This is a genomic window from Aphanizomenon flos-aquae FACHB-1287 (assembly GCF_014698755.1).
Lineage (GTDB): Bacteria > Cyanobacteriota > Cyanobacteriia > Cyanobacteriales > Nostocaceae > Dolichospermum > Dolichospermum flosaquae.
In genome coordinates this window covers 51,336-68,201 of record NZ_JACJTO010000009.1, presented here as the reverse complement: position 1 = coordinate 68,201, position 16,866 = coordinate 51,336, and the positions used below count along the sequence as shown (strand labels likewise).

At 37.7% G+C, this 16,866-nt stretch carries 19 protein-coding genes and 1 tRNA gene; 11 read left to right on the top strand and 9 right to left on the bottom strand.

The genetic code is table 11. The features are described from left to right. Positions 1 to 98: 98 nt before the first annotated feature. From H6G44_RS06595 to H6G44_RS06560, 8 genes are all read right to left on the bottom strand, one after another. Entirely contained in the window at positions 99 to 662 is a 564-nt protein-coding gene (locus tag H6G44_RS06595; RefSeq protein WP_190385422.1) for a hypothetical protein, read from the bottom strand. Between the two features lie 40 nt (positions 663 to 702). Continuing rightward, positions 703 to 1,107, bottom strand: a complete 405-nt coding sequence (locus H6G44_RS06590) for a hypothetical protein (protein WP_190385423.1) — start codon at positions 1,105 to 1,107, stop codon at positions 703 to 705. A gap of 48 nt (positions 1,108 to 1,155) precedes the next feature. Continuing rightward, a complete protein-coding gene (locus tag H6G44_RS06585) occupies positions 1,156 to 1,989 on the bottom strand; it encodes a hypothetical protein (RefSeq protein ID WP_190385424.1) in 834 nt (277 codons plus the stop codon). Positions 1,990 to 2,100: 111 nt separating this feature from the next. Then, positions 2,101 to 2,532: a hypothetical protein gene (locus H6G44_RS06580; RefSeq protein WP_190385425.1), complete on the bottom strand. Its 432-nt coding sequence runs from the start codon at positions 2,530 to 2,532 to the stop codon at positions 2,101 to 2,103. Positions 2,533 to 2,711: 179 nt separating this feature from the next. After that, positions 2,712 to 4,286 (bottom strand): hypothetical protein, encoded by a 1,575-nt coding sequence (locus H6G44_RS06575; RefSeq protein WP_190385426.1) that lies wholly within the window; start codon positions 4,284 to 4,286, stop codon positions 2,712 to 2,714. Between the two features lie 138 nt (positions 4,287 to 4,424). Then, positions 4,425 to 5,918, bottom strand: a complete 1,494-nt coding sequence (locus tag H6G44_RS06570) for a pyridoxal phosphate-dependent decarboxylase family protein (RefSeq protein ID WP_190385427.1) — start codon at positions 5,916 to 5,918, stop codon at positions 4,425 to 4,427. Between the two features lie 510 nt (positions 5,919 to 6,428). Further along, positions 6,429 to 7,520: a redox-regulated ATPase YchF gene (gene ychF, locus H6G44_RS06565; protein WP_190385428.1), complete on the bottom strand. Its 1,092-nt coding sequence runs from the start codon at positions 7,518 to 7,520 to the stop codon at positions 6,429 to 6,431. A 78-nt stretch (positions 7,521 to 7,598) separates the two neighbouring features. Then, positions 7,599 to 7,892 (bottom strand): hypothetical protein, encoded by a 294-nt coding sequence (locus H6G44_RS06560; protein ID WP_190385429.1) that lies wholly within the window; start codon positions 7,890 to 7,892, stop codon positions 7,599 to 7,601. A 686-nt stretch (positions 7,893 to 8,578) separates the two neighbouring features. On the opposite strand from H6G44_RS06560, the gene H6G44_RS06555 reads away from it, so the two are divergent. The 7 genes from H6G44_RS06555 to H6G44_RS06525 all read left to right on the top strand — a co-directional run bounded on the left by H6G44_RS06555 (position 8,579) and on the right by H6G44_RS06525 (position 12,269). Continuing rightward, entirely contained in the window at positions 8,579 to 8,824 is a 246-nt protein-coding gene (locus tag H6G44_RS06555) for a hypothetical protein (RefSeq protein ID WP_190385430.1), read from the top strand. After that, a complete protein-coding gene (locus tag H6G44_RS20195; protein WP_242031647.1) occupies positions 8,821 to 8,979 on the top strand; it encodes a hypothetical protein in 159 nt (52 codons plus the stop codon). Before H6G44_RS06555 ends, H6G44_RS20195 begins: the two co-directional genes overlap by 4 nt. Positions 8,980 to 9,269: 290 nt before the next feature. Next, the gene (locus tag H6G44_RS06545; RefSeq protein ID WP_190385431.1) at positions 9,270 to 10,229 is read left to right on the top strand and encodes a restriction endonuclease; all 960 of its coding nucleotides are present in this window, start codon (positions 9,270 to 9,272) and stop codon (positions 10,227 to 10,229) included. A gap of 252 nt (positions 10,230 to 10,481) precedes the next feature. Continuing rightward, on the top strand, positions 10,482 to 10,748 hold the full coding sequence (locus H6G44_RS06540; RefSeq protein WP_190385432.1) for a ribbon-helix-helix domain-containing protein: 267 nt from the start codon (positions 10,482 to 10,484) through the stop codon (positions 10,746 to 10,748). Beyond that, positions 10,745 to 11,044: a type II toxin-antitoxin system RelE/ParE family toxin gene (locus H6G44_RS06535; RefSeq protein ID WP_190385433.1), complete on the top strand. Its 300-nt coding sequence runs from the start codon at positions 10,745 to 10,747 to the stop codon at positions 11,042 to 11,044. Before H6G44_RS06540 ends, H6G44_RS06535 begins: the two co-directional genes overlap by 4 nt. A 145-nt stretch (positions 11,045 to 11,189) precedes the next feature. Next, positions 11,190 to 11,642: a hypothetical protein gene (locus H6G44_RS06530; RefSeq protein WP_190385434.1), complete on the top strand. Its 453-nt coding sequence runs from the start codon at positions 11,190 to 11,192 to the stop codon at positions 11,640 to 11,642. A gap of 15 nt (positions 11,643 to 11,657) precedes the next feature. Then, positions 11,658 to 12,269: a PIN domain-containing protein gene (locus H6G44_RS06525; protein ID WP_190385435.1), complete on the top strand. Its 612-nt coding sequence runs from the start codon at positions 11,658 to 11,660 to the stop codon at positions 12,267 to 12,269. A gap of 127 nt (positions 12,270 to 12,396) precedes the next feature. Here H6G44_RS06525 and H6G44_RS06520 read toward each other — a convergent pair. Continuing rightward, positions 12,397 to 12,470, bottom strand: a tRNA-Pro gene (locus H6G44_RS06520). A gap of 125 nt (positions 12,471 to 12,595) precedes the next feature. Here H6G44_RS06520 and lipA point away from each other — a divergent pair. The 4 genes from lipA (at position 12,596) to H6G44_RS06500 (ending at position 16,835) form a co-directional block, all read left to right on the top strand. Further along, entirely contained in the window at positions 12,596 to 13,465 is an 870-nt protein-coding gene (lipA, locus tag H6G44_RS06515) for a lipoyl synthase (RefSeq protein WP_190385436.1), read from the top strand. Positions 13,466 to 13,506: 41 nt separating this feature from the next. After that, a complete protein-coding gene (locus tag H6G44_RS06510; protein ID WP_311138952.1) occupies positions 13,507 to 14,472 on the top strand; it encodes an NAD(P)H-dependent glycerol-3-phosphate dehydrogenase in 966 nt (321 codons plus the stop codon). A gap of 539 nt (positions 14,473 to 15,011) precedes the next feature. Beyond that, positions 15,012 to 16,244, top strand: a complete 1,233-nt coding sequence (sigC, locus tag H6G44_RS06505) for an RNA polymerase sigma factor SigC (protein ID WP_190385482.1) — start codon at positions 15,012 to 15,014, stop codon at positions 16,242 to 16,244. Positions 16,245 to 16,379: 135 nt separating this feature from the next. After that, on the top strand, positions 16,380 to 16,835 hold the full coding sequence (locus H6G44_RS06500; protein WP_190385437.1) for a Fur family transcriptional regulator: 456 nt from the start codon (positions 16,380 to 16,382) through the stop codon (positions 16,833 to 16,835). Positions 16,836 to 16,866 lie beyond the last annotated feature (31 nt).

Below are 16,866 nucleotides of genomic sequence, written 5' to 3'. Positions count from 1 at the left end.
TGTAAAATCAGATGCAATTTAGCTCATCTAATCATTAAATCTACCTCTGATTATGTCATTTAATATGACTAATAAACCAGAAATACTACTAACAGAGATTAGTATTGTCCTGCGGACAGATCAATTACTTTCAAAGAGGGCTTTTCCTGAGTATGCAAATACAATTTCTCCTTTTTACCTTCCTGCTCCAGTTCAAGGACAAATCTGTAATTATAAACACCAGGTTTCAAGGTACTTAATACCGCTCCTGCCCAATAATAATAAACTGGGCAATAACGATGACGCATCATATCAGGACCACCATAAACCTTCAACTCAGTGCAGATTTTGGTTTCAGAAAATTCCTCAGCGTCGCCTTCTTGTTGACTGTCTAGGAAAACAATGTTATTAATTTTTGGCATAGGTGGCCATACGCCCTCTGGACTCTTTTCCATATCCATAGGATAGATAATCCAGTTAATAACCTGTCCTGGTTTACAGACAGTTTGTAAATGATCTGTTCCCTGTCCTTGCCCCCCTACGCTGTTGTCCATCATGTATAGGGTGTTTTTCAGGCTTCCCGTTCTCACAGCTTTATGAACGTCTATGACAGTGACTATATTCAGTTGCACTGAATTTAGCTGTCCAGGATTTTGCTTCTTGAGAGTAGACTTATCTGACATGGTTTTCCTCTTGCTTAGTTAAATTATGATTCTTGGCAGTTTAGGCATCTTTACCCACAAGATGGAGAGGGGAAGCCGTGGCTATAGATTCTGCCCGAGTTCCTACTTTAAATTTGATGGTGTAAGGAATTGATTGAATGCCCTTTTTCACCGTTCCAGACCAGTAGGAGACATCTGTACCTTCATAAACCTTCTTTTGTGGTTCACAGTATTTCTTGTCAATGATGATTTCATCAATGGCAGCATAGGCTTCACATTCTAAGAATGTCACTGTCCAAACCAATACATCTCCTACTGACACTATGGTTTTTAAATTCTCTGTACCATGGCCTGTAGAACCAGATGCTTTCTCAGTATCTGTAAAATAGACTTGTCCGCTCAAGGAATCAGTTGCCAATGCACCCACAACATCTATTACACTGGCGATTGTTATTGTTTTTGCCATAATCTGTCTTCCATTTTTTGAAATTGCGTTTGAAAATCAAGCAGTTGACTAGGCTTTGGGAATTGGCAAGTATCCAATACCTGCATTTGTAAACCCATTTTTCTTAGGATCATTGGAGATCTTGATATAAGCATCATGGGTAAAATCTACTGGTATCCAAGCCCAAGCCCCATTCTCACGAGATAGTTTATACAACTGTATATGCATTGTGTAAGCATAAGTTCCTGGTCTGGATGTATCTATAGATGCAGCCCAGTACCAACCGTCTGTCACCATATCAGGAGAGCCATAGGCAGCAGGATAAATGACATTTTTATCAACTGCTTCACCAGTGATGTTTGTAATGATGGGATTGAGAGAATTGATTTCAGGAATTTTCCCATCGACCTCAGTCACAAGGTTTCCTGTGACATCCATAATTTTTTGTCCAAGATGGCCAATGTCCTGATTAACGTTACTCTTTTTACTCTGAACTTGAGTCTTAACACCGACAGCTTTCGAGATCTTTTGTAATTCCTGGACGACGCTAGAGATGTTTTGAGATTTGTCAGCATTAGCACCGGTCAGTCTATCTGTAAGGGCTTGTATCTCTTCAAGTACCTTAAGATCGCTATTTTTCGACTTGTCTGATAGAAAGCTCTTGGGCAAGGTAGGGGGTAAAGAACCAACTCCATAGGGCAGCCAGTTCAAAACCTGCTCATTAGCTTGAGAACCATCACAGTAACTAGTACCATTAATTGCAGAAATCAATTTGCCAGTGCCTAAACCTTCAGACCCCTGCAATTTCATGTTGTCGAACAGGTAAGTATTACCTTCCAAGGTGTTGGCTTCTATGGCCGCTGCCACATCAATCAACAATATTATTCCCAACTGTTGGCTCATAAAGGTTCCTTTTTCTCTGAGTTCAAGTTTGTTTTCACTGTTTAACGCCTAGTCCAAACTGTCTATAAAGTGCTATTTTTACAGGCGTTTTTGTTGTTTATGAAGCTGAGGTTAAATGCACTTTAAAGCAGGAGTATCTACATACATCAGACAGTTCTTACCTTCATACATTTGCAACTCAAATCTATAGCGATAATCTACACCAGGTACAAGGTAATATGGGACAACTCCAGACCAAACATTTAAATGCAGCTTATCGCTTTCCAGTTTTGTAGGGTCATCTGGAAGCGGTTCAACACTAGTACCATCTTGGTTAAGAAAGGTAATCTTTCTGATAGCTACTGGTGTCTGCAAATCAAGAGCTAAAATTGTCCACTGAATAGTTTGTCCTGGGTGACACAGGGTAACTAAATTGGTTGTTCCCTGATTTAGACTACCCAGAGGGCTATTGTCCATCATGGAAAGATTACCATTTAATAGCGTTCCACCCGAAAGTGATTCAATGACATCAACAACACAAAATATGCTGATCTTTGACTCCATAATTTTCCTCGTTATTTTACTTGAAAAAAAAACAGTCGTTGACACTCCCCTCAAGTGAGAGGATTCTTGTTAAGCTAACCTGAAAAAGTCCAAGATTTACTGTTTACAAGCTTACTAGAATAATAAATCTAGGGTTCGGGCGTGACATTCCCTACCTTATTATCCATATCCTGCCGACTTTAGAAAATATCTCTGATTAAAGGTACTTTACTTAGTGGAGTTCTATAAATCTCTTCTGACCACCTTTTTACAAGTTTTATCTCAAATTTATAGCCACTATTTTCAGTGTAATACACATTAGCTTCTCCTATATTAAAAATAGATAAGGAGTGCATTAAGGATTGAATAAATAAACGCTTGATTCCTTCAATTCCCAGCATATTATCCATTCTGATAAACAAGGTTTCTATATCGTCTACCGAAGCGATTAACTGCAAGGTTTTTGTTGTTCGATGGTTAACAAACTGCATTTCGTGAGCCAGTGCTTCCAAGTCAAAAATACCAATTGCTTTCAATTCATGACAGAGAGAAGCGTAAACTTGGGGAGCAGAATATTGTGTGTCGTTAATGTGAATAATATCTCCACTGCGACCTAAAAATTCAAATTGTTGGGTTTTTAATTCTGGTTTATCTATATTAGGACGACGTATTACTCTATCTCCAGATTTGAACCTCAGAAATGGTGCTTCATGGCCATGCAGTCGAGTTACAACTAACTCACCTTCCTCTCCAACTTTAACCCAACGACCCTCACTATCCACAACCTCAACCAAATGTAACCCTGGAACAGTAGCTAAATAGGGAACTTCATGGCGCAACTGTAAGCCAATAGCTTCGTTTTGAACTGTAGCAAAGTAACTCAAAATCTCCAGATTAGGATAAAGCTCTTTTAACTCAAGTCGTTTGCGATATGGTAATACTCCACTACCGTACATTGCTACACGAAAACTTTTTCTAGCTTCTTCATGTAAACCAACACCAAGGTCACTCAGGATTGCTATTCCTGCAGAAATTGCCATAATTGCCTTTGGACCGGGATAGGACATAATGTGGTGATAAACTTCCCTCATGACCGGACCTGCACCAAGATAGTTAATTCCTGGTATATTCTGTAAAACACCTCCAACCATTGTTCCGCTACTCCACATTTGAAAATCCGCTAAGGTGGTAGCAACCCACTTAGGATCATCTCCTGCTAAGTAATCAGCTAACATATGTTCGCCGATGAATTTACCAGCAATTTTGTATGTATCTTGTAATTCTCGTAATGAGTAAACCATTTCCGCTGGTAAACCAGTTGTAGTTCCACCACTGGCGACAATTTCAAAACCGCCATGACTTAAAGGAACAACTAAACCTGGTCTTGAGGATGAGAATAACTCACTCATAGTGGTCTTGTCAGAAATCGGTAATTGCTGCCATTCTTCAAAATTGCGGGGAGCTTTTTTTAACCCTGACTTCTCAATCATGTCTTTCCAAATAGGATTGAGCATGAGAGTATTTGTCATTTGCTGTAAACGCCGCAATACTAAGGCATTTTGAATTGTCTCTTCAAGTCCACTGTATGATCTATCTAATAGGCTTTCACATTTGTTGATTTTCTCGAAAAATGAAGGCAGTTTGACTACTTCATCAATTGATTTTGGCTCTAGTTCATCAAGGGGAATTAATTTATCGATTAACTCTTTACGAGAAGTAGATACTGTCTGACTTTCGGTATCTATACTTGTTTCTCTCTCTTGATATTCTAACACTTTTTTCTCCTGTTATTTATTAGATTTACAAAAAGCTATAAAAGCAGTTTTTCGATATTTTTCGCCTGTTTAAGCCTAATTATTGAAAATTTATAGCTTTTTACAACAGTCACCCATTTACTGACTATTAATTTTTAACTAAGTTCCGCTAATTAATTCCAATCCAATTTTTCTAATTTCATCTAGCAATTCATGAAAGTGATTAGTATTAATTCTGTGATTCATGAAAACGACACGCAAAGAGTTAATTCCATCAATTTCTACCTTGGAGATGAAGAATTTACCTCCTTCCCTAATTCTATTTCTAATTGCTAACTGAAAATCAGATAACAGATTATCACTCACATTAGAAGGTACATATCGGAAACAAAGGATATTCACCTCTGGTTGATGAATGGTCTGGAAATCTGGTTCCTGTTGGAGTATTTGATAGGCTTCTTGGGTCAACTGGCATAAATACTCGATCTTATTGGCAAATATGTCCTTTCCATAAAGTGCCCATAATACCCACAAGTTCATAATTAGGGGTCTTTTAGTGCATTCAAAATTCTGTTCTGCACTATCGAATTGAGTATAGATATCAGGAACTTTTTCAAAGACATAACTAGCGTTCTGACGAAATGCTCCATAGCTCTTTTCTTTATTCTTATAGAAAAGAAGGGTACACACCCCAGGTAAAAACATCATTTTGTGAGCGTCTAAGACAAAGGAATCTGCGTTTTCAATTCCTTTTAATTTGTGACGCAACTGGTCAGAAACCAGTAAACTAGCACCATGAGCGCCGTCAATATGAAGCCAGATATTTTTCTCTTTGGTGATTTGTGCTAATTCATCAATTGTATCAAAAGCACCTACGGAAGTAGTTCCTGCTGAAGCTACCACACAGAAAATCTTTAGCCCCCGTTTCTCTGCTGCTTCTAGGGTAGGACGTACCTGGTCTATACAGATTTGTTTTTTCTGATTAATTGGTAAACGGATAATTTGATTTTCTCCGATTCCCATAATCCCTGCAGCCCGACAAATGCCATAATGTGCATCTTCACTCACAGCAATGGCCGGACGATATTGATCTCCCAATGCAGAAATACCTTCTGACCAAATCTGGGGAAATTTTTCGTTTCTAGCTGCTAAAAGAGCGGTTAAATTACCTAATGTCCCCCCGGAGGTCGTCACCATGGCAAAAGTATCAGGATTCCAACCAATAAATTGGTTAAACTCATCGGCCATAATCCGCTCAACTACGTTGGGTAATTGCCCTGCTTCATAGAAGGAGGAGGGTTGACTGACAATGGAACTAATTAAATCAATCAGAGCGGCTAAGGGAATTACACCAGAAAATTGTCGCCCCATATAACCGGGTGAGTACACTTGTATTCCGGTTTTAATGTATAAATCAATAATTGCTTCTAGCTTTTCTTGATTGCATAAAGCCTTATCGTTCTGTCCCTGATTCATAATCTCTTTTGCTGTTTGGGACAAGTCATAAGGATTACTGAGTGCTAGTCCTCTGATTGATGAGTCAGCTAAGTATTTTTCTAATTTGGATACAACTATCTCAGCGCTTTGCCGAAATAATTGATCATCAAAAACCCCCTCCTTGGTGATCAAGCTTTCTGTATCTATATACTGCATAACTATCTAGCCTTAGTCTTAGTAATTGTATAGACGATAAACTTTTTTTGAGTAACTTGAATTACAAGTCAACTTTTTATAGATTACATAGCAATTATCAATCTGTCAAGTATATTTACTAAATTTCTCAGCAATAAACGCAAAATTTGTTACTGATGCTAAGATGGATAGTCTGTACTAATAACACTTGCGTACCACCCGTAGATATGGTTTTTAAAAAATAACTGCATCTGTTTATAGATGATATTAATGTGATTTTGTACACTATTGGCGGGCAAGATGCCCGCACCACAAGAGTTTAATTATTCATATCTGTACTTTATAATAGCGGGAACTGCTGTAAGTTATTGGGACTTGTTATTAAAGATGAAGATTGAGAATTGAATTTAAGCTGTAAAAAAGACCAGGGAAGACATATATTTTCGGTGTTAGGTAGGCAGAAACCCACCAGACAAGAATTTATTTGGATATATGTCTTGGCTAATTTAAACTGTGTTAATTCATTAATTGCTAGACATTAAATCGGAATAACATTACATCACCTTCTTGAACAATATACTCTTTTCCTTCACTTCTAACTAAGCCTTTTTCTTTGGCCGCATTCATTGAGCCGTGTGTTACTAAATCGTTATAAGCCACAGTTTCTGCGCGAATAAATCCCCGTTCAAAATCAGAGTGAATGACTCCTGCGGCTTGGGGTGCAGACATTCCGGCATTAATTGTCCAAGCGCGGGTTTCTTTTGGTCCACAGGTGAAATAAGTCCGCAAACCTAAAAGGGTGTAAGTTGCACGAATTAAGGATTTTAAACCACCTTCTTTGACACCTAAAGATTCTAGAAAATCAGCTTTATCTGCTTCTGGTAATTCCACTAATTCTGCTTCTACTTGAGCAGAAACAATGACAACTTGGGCATTTTCAATCGCAGCGACTTCTCGAACTTTTTCGACAAAATTATTACCTGTTGCTAGGTCTTCTTCAGAGACATTAGCAGCGTAAATAATTGGTTTATTAGTAAGTAATCCTAAGCCTTTAATAATTTCGGATTCTTCGGTATTTAAACTTATTTGACGAACGGATTTACCTTCATTTAAAGTAGCGGCTAATTTTTCTAAAATTGTCACTTCAAATTGTGCATCTTTACTAGTGCGTGCAAGTTTGCGAGTTCTATCAATGCGTTTTTCAATTTGGGATAAATCTGATAAACCAAGTTCTAAATTAATGATTTCAATATCTCTGGCTGGGTCAACAGAACCGGCTACATGAATGATATCATCATTTTCAAAACAACGGACAACATGAACTATGGCATCAACTTCTCGAATGTGGGATAAAAATTGATTACCTAGTCCTTCTCCTTGACTTGCACCTTTGACCAAACCGGCAATATCCACAAATTCGACACGGGCGGGTACTGTTTGTACTGAGGTAGCAATTTTTGCTAAAACGTTTAACCGGTCGTCGGGGACTGAGACCATGCCAACATTGGGTTCAATGGTACAAAATGGGAAGTTAGCGGCTTCAGCCTTAGCGTTAGCGACTACAGCGTTAAATAAGGTTGATTTTCCGACGTTGGGAAGTCCGACAATTCCGGCTCTTAGCATTGTAGATTTTAGATTTTGGTGTCAAGTATAAGGATAATTCAAACCGGTGGAGATGGTAGAGAAACTGGGGAGAATATTTTAGGTATCAGGATTTTCCCATAATTCTAATAAACCAACTGTACCGACAAAAAATGTATAAGTTGCATATTTGATTGCTGTCTGATTGCGTGTTGGGGCATAATAAGCGGCAATTAATGCTTCAATAAAATGAGCAGATAGGGCAATATGGGCAATGATTAAAGCAGGGGTTAAGATACTGGGTAGTTGATTATTGAGATTCCATAATTCTAAACCAATAGCGCTGGTGATGAGTGCGGTGGAGATGATTTTGATAATGGGGAATAGTTTTTGTTTGATATCTTTTAAGTTCATGTTGTTTAGAGAATGTTTTGTAAGTGAATAATTTTAGGACGTTTTTCCTTATCGGTAAAATGACATTGTACAGTATCAGGAATCATGAATTGCAGTGTTTCTATATCATCGGCTTGAGTAAAAATTGATTGGCCTAATGCTGTGGCTGTATAACCACTATTTGGATCATCTTCAAGGAGAAATACAATTTCAATTTTTGATAAAATCTGCTAATAACTGCATCCACATCCTCACACCTACACCTTAGTTTTACACGTTACTTTTTATCTATATCAGTATTTTCTCATGAATGGTTCCGGATTGCTATATTATTTTACGGTTTAAAGCGCCTGAAGTTCGGAAATATACGGATTTTGCTGTTTTTTAGGTAAAAAATTGTTAATTATGGCTTAATCAATCCTTTAAAGTTGGTATACTTGTAACAAGCCTTAACTAAGCGAAAACACCAAGATTTTAGGTTTTCATTAGCATTATGTTTTCTAAGTTCAAAAAAGTCTTTTCTGTATTAATCCTGAGTCTAATTTTAACGGGTTATCTAGGATTTACGTCAGTAGCACCTGCATTTGCTTTCAACTTTTTCAGTTTACCAGAATATCTTCAGCAAGTATTATCTAATAAACAATTATGATATAATCGTATTACTTTGTTAATTTGCTCATTTATTGCAATCTCAAACTTAAATTATTATGCTGCGAGAAAAAATTAAGCAAGAACTAGATAAACTCAATGAAGAACAACTCGAAAAAATAGCTGATTTTATCGCTTTTATTGAGTTTCAGACTAAACAGGTTTCTTATGCTGGAGCATTTTGGCAAGAAGTAACACCAGAAGCAAGGACTAAGGAGTTTCGTGAATGGGTTTCTCAACTTCCTCAAACTGGTTTAAGTTTACCTGATGAAGCTTTTGATCGAGATAGTATTTACGAAGAATGACGAGATATATTCTTGATACTAATGTTGTGATGCGCTTCTGTAATCCTTCTGATATTCAGCATCACCTAGCAACAGAGGCTATATCTCGGTTACTTGCACAGGGAGATGAATGTTTAGAGTCTAAACACATTTTTCCCAGAAGTGTTGAATGTTAAGATTTTGAGGATTGTGTCCAAGTTGTGCATTGGTATTGGTGATACCAAATTTGATCAATTAATGACTCTATTCTCAATAGACAATGGATTTTACCTGGGTAAAACGCAAAGATTGTAAAGTTTTATTGCAGGATTCAACACTTGTGCATTTTTCCCAATTGGTTAAATTTGGTAACAACTAATAAGGTAATGGGTAAACGTACTCATGATGTGCGTATTGTTGCTGTTAAGATTCAATTCTGAGTTCAATCATAATTATCCAAAATTAGTACGTCTAATTTACAAAAAATATGGAAGATAAGTATCCCTATATTAAATGTGATGGAGAGATATTAGAATTAGATGATAAGCCAGTGGTAGATTGTGCAAAACTAACGCTGGAACAATGGTTAATCGCATTAAATGATGACACAGTTTACACTCCTGATTGGGAATTTCCAACTGATAATCACAAGACTGAGTATATAGCTACAATACATACTCGTTCAGAATCTGAATTTCGTAATCTAGTTCGACTATTCCTTATAGAATCAGGTTCTCTTCCTATGGATATTGATGGTTTCAAGTACCGTTTGAAATACCGACCAGAGATAATGCTTGAATTTGATCGTCGTTTAATAGCTACTGGACGTGCTTGGGAAGGTATAACTTGGGTTTTAGATTTATTACCATATAATAAACCAGAAATAGTCTTAGAAGTGCTTAGAGCATATTCTTTTGCTCATGGACAATTACTCCCTGATGGACGATTTAGGGGTTTTTCAGATGCGATGTCCCTTATTCGGGCTAGATATTTGAGCAACCCTCAAACCTCTGAGGAGATTAGTGAAATGCTTCTTAAACTTAATCCAAAAGATTTTGAGGCATTAACGGCAAAACTTTATCGTAAGATGGGCTATTCAGTGGATTTGACACCATACAGTAAAGATGATGGTGCTGATTTAGTTTGTTATCGTGATGATCCCGGACGTAGAGAGTTATTAATAGTTCAGTGCAAAAGACATACAAAAAATGTAGGAGTCAAAGATTTAAAAGAGTTACTAGGTACTGTATTAGATAGAAAAGCTACTAAGGGAGTTTTAGTTACTCCAAGTGGATTTACAAAACCTGCAATCAATAAAGCTAACGAAAATCCTCAGATAGAACTATTGGGAGGAATATCATTACAAAAGTTGCTTGCTGAGAATTTAGGTTCACGATGGACTATTAACTTGGATAGATTAATAGCAGAGGGAAGTTCAGGCAAGTAATATTGCATTTCTGATATAGAGTTAAGAGCGATCGCATTTCTAATGTAGAGTGAGAGCGATCGCATTATGGATGTAGAGTGAGAGCGATCGCATTTCTGGTGTAGAGTGAGGAGTGATCGCATTATCTGATGTTAGAATAAATAGCGATACCTTCGGTAATCTTTACTAACGCCTTGAGCCTTGAGAATAATTAAATTTTTGGAATTATATTACAATAGTTATTATGTATAGCCAACTTAATCAAAATTTACTATGAGCATTAGTCTCACACCTAAGCAAGAACGCTTTATTGAAACAAAGCTGCAAACCGGAAAATACCATTCTGTAGAAGAAGTTCTAGAAATCGCTCTCAAGTTGCTAGATGAGTATGATCGTTCTGAGACAGCATGGGTTAAGGAAGTGCGCGAAAAAATTGATGCTGCGATCACAATTTCAGAACACACAGCACCTATTGACGGTGAAACATTTGTAAATCAAATTTTGGATCGTTTTCAGCAACAGCGACAGGTACAAAAATGAATCGTTACGTTATTAATATTCTCGCTAGTCGTGACCTGAGCGAAATTGCTGAATACTTCTCACAAAACAACCTAGAAGCAGGTGAAAAATTTTTCCAGGAATTTAATCGTAAATGTCAACAATTAGTTTCCTTTCCAAATAGTGGTAAAAGCTACTCAGAAATACGTGCTGATTTGCGAGGATTACTCCTTGAAGGCTATATAATTTTTTATAGAGTCTTGGATGATGGAATTGAAATTTTGCGGGTAGTAAGTGGTCGTCGTAATCTTCCCTCTGTTTTTGATGATTCTCAATAAAATAAATAGGATGAATTTTACCAGACTGTGAGCTACACTAACGCATTTATTGATGTAGAGTTAAGAGCGATAGCGAAGCGCGACCTAGGAATCGCATTTATAATAAAAATATTGCAACCGTCAATGTCACGAGGATTAAAAAAAAATGGACGTTACAAAACTTAGTAACAAAACAATAGAACTATCTGACATTACAGCTTGGGATAAAAACGGAAATAAACTTTTAGTATCAAAAGTTAGAGCTAGAAATATTGTAGAAGATATTACTGCCAAAGTTGAAGATATCCTCAAGTTTGAGTATGAACATAATAAAGTTATAATTCCTTATGCTATGACAGCTACCCGTGAAGAAATTAAGATTTTTAAATGGGATGGTGAAAAGTTAGAAAATGTCTACACCTTCCTAACTCATGAAGTTTTGTCTGAATATGATCCAGAATTTAGTCATAAGAAGAGGATTTTTGAATACTATCTGGAAACATTAGTTGAAGGATGGTTGAGAGATTTGGCTGATAATTGGAAAACAGATAATCCACCAAAATCAGAAGAACTAACTCAGATAGGCTTTGTAGATAAAATTGCTGATGCAGCACAATAAAGGTTAGAAAATTTAATGATTACGCTTTATATAGAAACTAATTTTTTTATTGATTTTGCCAAAAATCAAGATCAAAAAACTGAGAAGTTAGTTTATCCCCAAGATCCGGAAGCAATAGCAATACTTAATATAGCAACTCCTGCAATTTGTTGTATGGAATCTCTTTCTGTACTAGAAAGTGAGCGAAACAGAAGTAATCGGTTTGGGGATAACTTAAAGAATGAAGTAAAAAAACTTAAAGGAGATGTTAACTCTCAATACTCTAGAGAAATTAAACAATGTCTAGAACAAGCCCTAATTAAGAATAATGAGAGAATTAATGAGATTAACACTCGTCTTTTTGATGTTTTAGAATGGGCTACTAATAATGTAGAATTAACACAATTAAAACCAGATATACTCAATACAAGTCTGGAAAACGAATTTATTGCTGATCCTACAGATAACTTAATTTTACATTGTATTCTTGATCATGCCAAAACATCTGCAAATGAGCAAAAAGTTTTTTTAAGTGGAAATCATACAGACTTTGGTACACCAGAAATTAAACAAATATTACGAGAAGCAGGTATAAGATATTTTATAAAGACGGGAGATTTTTTAGGTTGGTCGCGGTCACAGCCTTAATTATTGGGTAATATCGCATTTCCCCTGCTCGAAAAAACACAAAATACAACTCATAACCAAGCGTTTCAACTCACCAAAAAATGCCATTATCAGCAAACTACCACATTAACTTGCGAACCTACACCAATCGGGATGACTGGATTCGAACCAGCGGCCCCTTCGTCCCGAACGAAGTGCGCTACCAAGCTGCGCCACATCCCGCCATAAAAATGGCAATTTGAAGTAATGATACCACAATTAGTAAAAAATAACAAATTTTTCTGCCGCCATAGATGTCTTTGCTTGCTAGGATAAGACTTGTATAACTAAAATGGTAAAAATAGACTGTGACTGTAAAACCAGACTGGTTACGGGTAAAAGCGCCTCAATGGGAGCGTGTTGGTAACGTTAAAGAAATTTTGCGGGATTTAGCCCTGAATACCGTTTGCGAAGAAGCTTCCTGTCCTAACATTGGTGAATGCTTCAATGCCGGTACCGCCACATTTTTGATTATGGGTCCAGCTTGTACCAGAGCTTGTCCTTACTGTGATATTGACTTTGAAAAAAAACCCCAACCATTAGATCCCACCGAACCCACACGACTAGCGGAAGCAGTTCGACGAATGCAGCTTAATCACGTTGTGATTACCTCCGTCAACAGAGATGACTTACCAGACGGTGGTGCATCTCAATTTGTTCACTGTATTAATGCTATTCATGAAACTTCACCTCATACCACAATTGAAGTATTAATTCCCGACTTGTGCGGTAATTGGCAAGCTTTAGAAATAATCCTCCAAAGCCAACCAGAGGTACTTAACCACAACACAGAAACCATTTCGCGCCTGTATAGCCGTGTACGTCCCCAAGGTAATTATAAGCGAACAATGGAATTATTACAACGCTCGCGCCAAATTTCTCCCAGCATTTACACAAAATCTGGTATTATGGTCGGACTAGGTGAAACAGATACAGAAATTCGCCAAGTTATGGAAGACTTGCGAGCAGCAGATTGTGATATTCTCACCATTGGCCAGTATCTCCAACCCAGTCGAAAACACTTACAGGTCTCAAACTTTGTCACACCTGAGCAATTTGCAGCCTGGCAAACCTTTGGTGAAAACTTGGGATTTTTACAAGTTGTTTCTTCCCCATTGACAAGAAGCTCATATCATGCAGAGCAAGTCAGAGAATTAATGAAACGTTATCCTAGATAGTTTATTCTTGGTTGTCAGTTGTTTCCTGTTCCCTATTCCCCGTGACTAATTCCCAAATTCCCAACTCAAAATCTGTTGTCATTCTTGGTGCAGGTGCTTGGGGTACAACCCTGGCCAAATTAGCAGCAATTAATGGTAATCAGGTACATCTATGGTCACGTCAAGAACCTCTAGAAAAAATATTAGAAAATAATAACCCTCAAATAATCTTGTCCGCTATTTCTATGAAAGGAGTAAGAGACGTGGCCTCCATAGTACAGTCTTTTCCCCTAGCTCCACAAACAATCTTTGTCACCGCAACCAAAGGACTAGAACCACACACTACATACACACCTTCGCAAATTTGGCAAGCAGCTTTTCCTAATCATCCGGTTGTGGTCTTATCAGGTCCGAATTTATCCCAAGAAATTGCCCAGGATTTACCATCTGCAACAGTCGTAGCTAGTAAAAATGCCAATGCTGCCCAAAGCGTCCAACTGGTATTTTCTTCCCATCGCTTTCGTGTCTACACTAACCCTGACCCTGTGGGTGTAGAATTAGGAGGAACACTTAAAAATGTCATAGCCATTGCTGCCGGTATATGTGATGGATTACACTTAGGAACAAATGCCAAAGCCGCTTTAGTCACCCGTGGTTTAACCGAAATGGTGCGAATTGGTAAGAATTTAGGCGCGATAACGGAAACATTTTATGGTTTATCTGGTCTAGGAGATTTACTAGCGACCTGTAATAGCCCCTTAAGTCGCAATTATCAAGTTGGCTATCAATTAGCCAATGGAAAAATGCTGGAAGAGGTTCTAGCAAGTCTTCCAGGCACAGCCGAAGGTGTCAACACCTGTCGGGTACTAATGGAAATTGCCAAACAACGAAGTATTCCTATTCCCATTACCGAGCAGGTTTATCAACTGCTGGCAGGACAAGTTACACCAAGAGTTGCACTAGATAAACTCATGTTACGAAATATCAAACCTGAATTTGATGATTTTCCCCGTGAACAAATGTGGTAAGTCAAGGAGAACTACCCTCATGTGTCCAAGAGCAATTAAATCATGACCGCAAAATCTCTAGAAAGAATTTGTCAAATTGTCAGGAAATTACTTTTTCAGAGATGTAAATATAACCATGTAGTTTATAAGCATCATCATAATTAGAAATATGTTTATAATCAGTTAAAAAATAACCGTTAATATTCTTAAGCATGGTAATATTAACCAGTTAAATCATAAGTGAAAATCTGACTAAAGATTTACTTAGCTATTTGTTCAACCACACAGATATTAGTAACGAATAACCCATTAAAAATGTATTCTTTTAAACTAGTAACCTGTAGCAAAAATAACTGTCTAGTTAAAACAGTCCAAAAACTGATAAATTGAGTTTTTTCCTTTGCTCCTTGCTTGAACTAGTACAAAGTTTTCCAAAGAATTGTACATTGAAACCTAAACTGTGTTAATTGATGACGAATTACGGAATAGCAGAAGTTAATTAGATAACCGTAATTTGAGATAACCATAATCTATTGTTACCTGGAGAAATTTGAGACATGATGTCAGCAACATCTTTTTATAAAAATGCCGCCCACAACGAGCAAAATTCCAGTCTACCTCTGGATATTGACATCAATGATGATGGGGTTCCAGATTTAGCCCTAACTACTGCTGAATCCGATTTAGCTTTAGCCGCGCAAACTAACCGACACAGTACAGACCTAGTACGTCTCTATCTGCAAGAAATTGGCCGAGTCCGTTTGTTAGGAAGAGATGAAGAAGTTGCCGAAGCCCAAAAAGTACAGCGTTACTTACGGATGCGGTTGTTACTTAGTGCTGCTGCCACCGAGGGAGATACTGTAATTATCCCCTATTCCCGGTTAGTAGAGGTACAGGAGCGATTAACAGCAGAACTGGGACACCGCCCTTCATTGGAACGCTGGGCGGCTACTGCGGGAATAAATTTACCTGATCTAAAGCCAACTTTAGCTAATGGTAAAAGACGCTGGGCAGAAATTGTTAATTTAACAGTGGAAGAACTAGACCAAGTTCAAACTCAAGGACTGCAAGCCAAATCACACATGATTAAGGCGAATTTGCGTTTGGTGGTATCTGTCGCTAAGAAATACCAAAATCGTGGTTTAGAATTGTTGGATTTGATTCAAGAAGGGACTTTAGGTTTAGAACGAGCAGTTGAGAAATTTGATCCCACCAAGGGTTATCGTTTTAGTACCTATGCTTATTGGTGGATTCGTCAAGGTATTACTAGGTCAATTGCTACTTCTAGCCGCACTATTCGTCTTCCCGTTCATATCACCGAAAAACTCAACAAAATTAAAAAGGCGCAACGAAAAATTGCCCAAGAAAAAGGGCGTACACCGACTTTAGAAGACCTGGCGCTGGAGTTAGATATGACAGCTATCCAAGTCCGGGAAGTGCTATTAAGAGTTCCTCGTTCTGTGTCTTTGGAAACTAAGGTTGGCAAAGATAAAGATACTGAATTAGGAGAATTACTGGAGACTGATACTATTACTCCTGAGGAGATGTTAATGCGGGAATCTTTACATAAAGATCTGCATCATCTTCTAGATGATTTAACTAGTCGGGAACGTGATGTTATTCTCATGCGCTTTGGTTTGTCCGATGGTCATGCTTACTCTTTAGCAGAAATTGGCCGAGCCCTTGACCTATCACGGGAAAGAGTCAGACAAATTGAATCGAAGGCTTTGCAAAAACTCCGCCAACCCAAACGCCGCAACCTTGTCCGGGACTATCTAGAGTCTTTGAGTTAGAAGGAAAAAGGCAACAGACAACAGACACAAGACCATTGACAACTAATAAATATTCTCAATAAGGATTGATTATTGCAAATTCAGGCAAGTATTTGTTATATTCTCAATTAATGAGCTTTGTTGAGAAAATTTAGTATGACTGTCTACACAACTGGTTCACTTAAGGCAGAATTAAACGACCGTGGCTGGCGTTTAACTCCACAACGAGAAACAATTCTGCATATTTTTCAGGAACTCCCCCAAGGTGAACATTTAAGTGCCGAGGATCTATATCATCGCTTAGAAACTGATGGTGAAGGCATTAGTTTGTCAACTATCTATCGTACTTTAAAGTTGATGGCAAGAATGGGAATTTTGCGGGAGTTGGAATTAGGTGAAGGGCATAAACATTATGAAATTAATCAGCCTTATCCCCATCACCACCATCACCTTATTTGTGTCCGCTGTAACTTGACTATTGAGTTTAAAAACGAATCAATTTTAAAGATTGGCGGAAAAATAGCCCAAAAAGAAGGTTTCCATTTATTAGATTGTCAAATGACAATTCATGCTGTGTGTCCTAAGTGCCAAAGGGCATTGATGCCAATTTAAAACCTAAGATATTGATAGTTAGCAATTACCA

Bases quoted from the DNA above. Each gene is read 5' to 3' on its own strand.
- H6G44_RS06595 (WP_190385422.1), bottom strand. From the start codon at position 662: ATGTCAGATAAGTCTACTCTCAAGAAGCAAAATCCTGGACAGCTAAAT.
- H6G44_RS06590 (WP_190385423.1), bottom strand. From the start codon at position 1,107: ATGGCAAAAACAATAACAATCGCCAGTGTAATAGATGTTGTGGGTGCA.
- H6G44_RS06585 (WP_190385424.1), bottom strand. From the start codon at position 1,989: ATGAGCCAACAGTTGGGAATAATATTGTTGATTGATGTGGCAGCGGCC.
- H6G44_RS06580 (WP_190385425.1), bottom strand. From the start codon at position 2,532: ATGGAGTCAAAGATCAGCATATTTTGTGTTGTTGATGTCATTGAATCA.
- H6G44_RS06570 (WP_190385427.1), bottom strand. From the start codon at position 5,918: ATGCAGTATATAGATACAGAAAGCTTGATCACCAAGGAGGGGGTTTTT.
- ychF (WP_190385428.1), bottom strand. From the start codon at position 7,520: ATGCTAAGAGCCGGAATTGTCGGACTTCCCAACGTCGGAAAATCAACC.
- H6G44_RS06560 (WP_190385429.1), bottom strand. From the start codon at position 7,892: ATGAACTTAAAAGATATCAAACAAAAACTATTCCCCATTATCAAAATC.
- H6G44_RS06555 (WP_190385430.1), top strand. From the start codon at position 8,579: ATGCTGCGAGAAAAAATTAAGCAAGAACTAGATAAACTCAATGAAGAA.
- H6G44_RS20195 (WP_242031647.1), top strand. From the start codon at position 8,821: ATGACGAGATATATTCTTGATACTAATGTTGTGATGCGCTTCTGTAAT.
- H6G44_RS06545 (WP_190385431.1), top strand. From the start codon at position 9,270: ATGGAAGATAAGTATCCCTATATTAAATGTGATGGAGAGATATTAGAA.
- H6G44_RS06540 (WP_190385432.1), top strand. From the start codon at position 10,482: ATGAGCATTAGTCTCACACCTAAGCAAGAACGCTTTATTGAAACAAAG.
- H6G44_RS06535 (WP_190385433.1), top strand. From the start codon at position 10,745: ATGAATCGTTACGTTATTAATATTCTCGCTAGTCGTGACCTGAGCGAA.
- H6G44_RS06530 (WP_190385434.1), top strand. From the start codon at position 11,190: ATGGACGTTACAAAACTTAGTAACAAAACAATAGAACTATCTGACATT.
- H6G44_RS06525 (WP_190385435.1), top strand. From the start codon at position 11,658: ATGATTACGCTTTATATAGAAACTAATTTTTTTATTGATTTTGCCAAA.
- sigC (WP_190385482.1), top strand. From the start codon at position 15,012: ATGTCAGCAACATCTTTTTATAAAAATGCCGCCCACAACGAGCAAAAT.
- H6G44_RS06500 (WP_190385437.1), top strand. From the start codon at position 16,380: ATGACTGTCTACACAACTGGTTCACTTAAGGCAGAATTAAACGACCGT.